Below are 4,935 nucleotides of genomic sequence, written 5' to 3' on the forward strand. Positions count from 1 at the left end.
AACTATTTGGAGACAAAGATGTTACTGCTGTAGATTGGACAACGACACCGTCAGGAATTATTGATCTATATATTGATACAGATAACGATAACATTGGAGATACGCCGTATGTTTCAGGAAGCTATGAAACAGTATATGCAATGCCAACACTAGCGCAGTTAGAAGAAGCAGATTATTCATTTACTATTGATGCAAACTTAGCCAATGGTTGCGGAGCAGTAAGTACTGATTTTGATGTAACAAACAACACAAGAGTTTTTGATAGTACAGGCGATGCCTGGGGAACAGCCGCTAACTGGTCGCAAGGTATAGTGCCTACGTCTGATGATTGTGTAATTATAAAAGACAATGGACTTTCTATAGATACACAAGCCACAGGAGATGGTTTAGCAAGAAACATTACTGTAAAAAATGGAGGATACTTAGAAATGACAACAGGTTCTTCCATAACAGTTACTGATTGGATCAGTGTAGAAAGCGGTGGAACACTTCATGTACGAGATGGCGCAAACCTTATTCAAGTGACAGATGTAGTATCCAATAACAACACGGGAGATATAGAAATGGATCGTACGGCTGTTGGAGTCAACGCATTCGATTATATATATTGGTCTTCTGCTGTAGAAGGATTTGATTTAGGAAATGTTTCTCCAGGAACAGGAGCAGGTTATATCTACCAATGGACACCAACGGTAGGAGGGAATGGAGTCGGAAACTATGGAGAATGGCAAAGTGCTTCAGGAACTATGGGAATCGGAAACGGGTACATTATACGCGGTATTTCTGGTACAAGTATTGCCAATACGGCAGAATTTGTAGGACGTCCAAACAATGGAATCATCAACACAACGGTAACCAGAGGAACATACACAGGAGTTGATTATCCAGGGCAAGGAAGCACGAATGCAACCGAGCTAGATGACAATTGGAATTTAGTTGGAAATCCATATCCATCAGCAATCTCAGCAGATGCATTCATCGCAGCAAACGCTTCTGTAATAACAGATGATACAAATCCATCTACGATCACTGGAACGGTATATTTGTGGAGACACCTAAGTTCACCAAGTAATGCCTATGGAGATCCTTTTTACAGTGACTATTTATATAACTACAATGAAAACGATTATATCCAATACAACAGTACAGGATCAAACCCAGTAGGTTTCAATGGAAACATTGCCGCAGGACAAGCATTCTTTGTTTTAATGGACGATGCTGCACCAGCAACATCAACCATTCAATTCAACAACTCAATGCGTGGTGTAGCGTATACAAATGATCAATTCTACAGACCAAGTGATAATGCAGATGTACAGTTTGAAAGCACAACAACAACAACAACAACCATTGAAAAAAACAGAATTTGGTTAGATATCATTTCATCAGACAACTCCGCATCTTCTGCATTAATTGGATACATAACTGGAGCATCAAATGACCAAGATCGTCTGTTTGATGGAAACAATTTAAGTGATGCGCCAACACATATATATTCTCTCATAGGAGAAGAAAAAATGGCAATTCAAGGAAGAGCACTACCTTTTGATCAAGAAGATGAAGTTCCGTTAGGAGTAAAAATCGCGCAAAGCGGAAACTATACCATCGCAATCAATGCATTGGATGGACTCTTCGAAAATACAGATCAGAAAATATACGTAGAAGATGTATATACAGGTATGATTCATGACTTAAGACTTTCTCCATATAGTTTTACCTCAGAAGCTGGAGACTTTGAAGATCGTTTTATATTAAAATATTTAAAAACGAATGACAATACTTTAGATATAGATGAATTTAACTCTAACACAGGAATTGTAATTACGACGAACGAAAATCAAATCAAAGTTCATGCATACAACAGTCATATAGATGAAATTACCATATATGATATTCTTGGAAAGCGTTTACTAGATCGTAAAAATATCAATGAAGAAGTATATGATATAACTAATTTAAAACCGACTAATAGTACACTGATTGTGAAAGTTGTTTTGGCAAATGGCAAACAGAAAATTCAAAAAATCATTTACTAATTAATTAAAGTAAACGCTTCAAAAGAAAAGCACTCTTCATAAAATAGTATGAAGAGTGCTTTTACTTTTTATAAAAGGAGAAAAAAGTTTCAATTGCCATTTAGAAACTATAGTAAAAATAGTACATAAAATAAACGGTATTTCCTGTAAAACCAAGTGTTTGAAAGAAATTACAACAATGTTTTTCTGTTTAATTTATTTTTTTGTAACAGTCTTAAAAATAACACAATAAGTTTTTTTTGTTATAAAAAAATAATGTTAGTTTTGACAAAGTGTAAATAAAATCCGTTAAAATACATCTAGCAAAAACTAGTGTAAACAATAATTTTATTTACGGTTCACCCTAAATCTTTATAGTCTATGAAACTAACCTTTCAATTGACCCTAACGGTCTTGTGCCTATGTTTTTTTGAAGTATCCGCTCAATGTACAGGTATTAATACAAATGCTTGCAGCACAGCAGCCCCAACAATAATAGGAAACAGTATTAGTTGTACACCACCAGCAAATGATGGTGGACGTAGAAACTTCGAAGTCACTAACATGATTGCTGGATCTACTTACAGACTTTCAAATTGCGGATCTGGATTTGACACGCAAATGACAGTTAGAGATGCATCTGGAACTTCAGTCGCTTTCAATGATGATAATGGTCCAGCTTGTAATACTACTGAAGCTTCTATTGATTTTACCCCAACCACTACAGGAAACTACCGAATTCATTTGAATAGGTATAATTGTGCAACTGCTGATAATCTCAATGGAGATATCGTGGTTACGTTACTATCAACTCCTCTTGCTAACGATGATTGTGCCAACGCAACATCACTAAGTGTTAGCCCAACATCAACTTGTGTAACTAGTGTTTCAGGAACAACAGTAGGTGCAACTCAAAGTATCGCCGGAATTACTTGTAATGGAGGAACTGGAAATACAGATGATGATGTGTGGTATAGTTTTGTTGCTACTGCAACTAACCATGATATTGCGGTAACTACAACAATAGATGCAGTTATTGATCTACGATCAGGAGCATGTAATGGTACAAATATAAGTTGCGAAGATAGTACAATCGGTGGAGGCTCTGAAGTTTTAAATGCAACAGGACTAACAATAGGAACAACGTATTATGCGCGTATATATAGTTATGGAGGTTCTGGAAGTGAAGGAACCTTTGATATCTGTGTTACAACGCCTGTTCCACCAGTTCCATCAAATAATGATTGTGCAGGAGCAACAGCACTAACCGTAAGTGGGGCAACTTGTACAACAAGTGTTACTGGTACAACCGTAAATGCCACACAAAGTATAGCGGCGATAAATTGTAATGGATCTACAGGAAATGCAGACGATGATGTTTGGTATAGTTTTGTAGCTACACAAGCAACTCACGATATTACCATAACTGCAGGAACACTAACAGATGCAGTAGTAGAATTACTATCTGGAGCTTGTAATGGAACCAATGTAGATTGTGCAGATGCTACAACAGGAGGTAGTTCTGAAGTTATTAATGCTACTGGTTTGACAGCAGGAAATACCTACTATGTACGTGTGTATAGTTATGGAGGATCAGGAAACGAAGGAACTTTTGATATCTGTATAACATCACCTCCTCCAGCAAATGACGATTGTGCTAATGCAACAGCTTTAACGGTGAGTGGAACAACCTGTACAACAAGTGTTTCTGGGACAACAGTGAATGCTACCCAAAGTATAGCAGCAATTACTTGTAATGGAGGAACTGGAAATGCAGATGATGATGTATGGTATAGTTTTGTAGCAACAGCGACAAGCCATGATATAACAGCAACGCCAGGAACTATAAGTGATCTTGTATTAGATTTACGATCAGGCACATGTAATGGAACCAATATAACTTGTGCTGATGCTACAGCAGGAAGTAATGCTGAAGTTATCAATGCAACAGGCTTAACAATAGGAACAACTTATTATGTAAGAGTATATAGTTATGGCGGTGCAGGAAATGGAACTTTTGATATCTGTGTTACAACACCAGTAATCATTCCAGGACCTTGTCAACCAACAACAGATACACCAGGCACAATGTATATAGATGAGGTTGCCTTTTTAGGAACTTTAGAAGATGTAACCAATGCAGGTTCTGGTTTTAGTACAGGATATCAAGATTTTACTGGGTTAGCTACCTTATCAAGACAGGTTGAAGGAGAAGGTGTCAATGTATATGTAGAAGCGCCTTTTAGATGTGCTTGGAAAGCTTGGGTCGATTGGGATGAAGATGATGTGTTTGATGAAGCTACAGAAAAAGTATATGATACTAACGGAATTGCAACAACAACCACTACATTTGGTTTTGTAATTCCACTTGGAACAGTTGCGGGAGATTATAGATTGCGAATACGAAACTATACAGGATATGATTACTCAATCTTTGATTACGATAGTACATACGACTTTAACTCATGTGAAAACTTTGTAGATACAGGATCTACGATTGATCGTTTGGGAGAAGCAGAAGATTACCTCTTTACCGTGGAGCCATATTGTGATGCGCTAATTACTTCAATAACTGATGGAGAAACTTGTGGAGATGGAACGGTAGATTTATTAGTAACATCAAGTGTTACAGGATTTTCAAGATACAGATGGTATGATGCTGAAACTGGAGGAACAATGGTAGCACAAACAAATAATGGAAACTGGACAACTCCATCTATATCAACAACAACTACATATTATGTTACAGTATATGATGGTAGCTGCGAATCTTGGGTACGTGAACCTATAGTAGCAAAACACAATCCAATACCAACAGTAACTATCACGCCAGATATATCAAGCAGAGTAGTTTGTGGAGAAAATGATATGTTAGAAATATCTGTTTCTGGAGATGTGGAAGATGTATTTTTAATAGATG

Annotated in this window: 2 protein-coding genes; both read left to right on the forward strand. The window is 37.0% G+C overall.

Annotated elements, in window-relative coordinates:
- The coding region (locus tag ACRBBL_RS26550; RefSeq protein WP_431372137.1) for a T9SS sorting signal type C domain-containing protein at positions 1-2,036 on the forward strand (2,036 nt) is incomplete at its 5' end.
- A gap of 360 nt (positions 2,037-2,396) precedes the next feature.
- A partial coding sequence (locus ACRBBL_RS26555) for a GEVED domain-containing protein (protein WP_431372138.1) occupies positions 2,397-4,935 on the forward strand: 2,539 nt, incomplete at its 3' end.

Origin of the sequence: Kordia sp., assembly GCF_050633145.1 — a bacterium.
Lineage (GTDB): Bacteria > Bacteroidota > Bacteroidia > Flavobacteriales > Flavobacteriaceae > Kordia.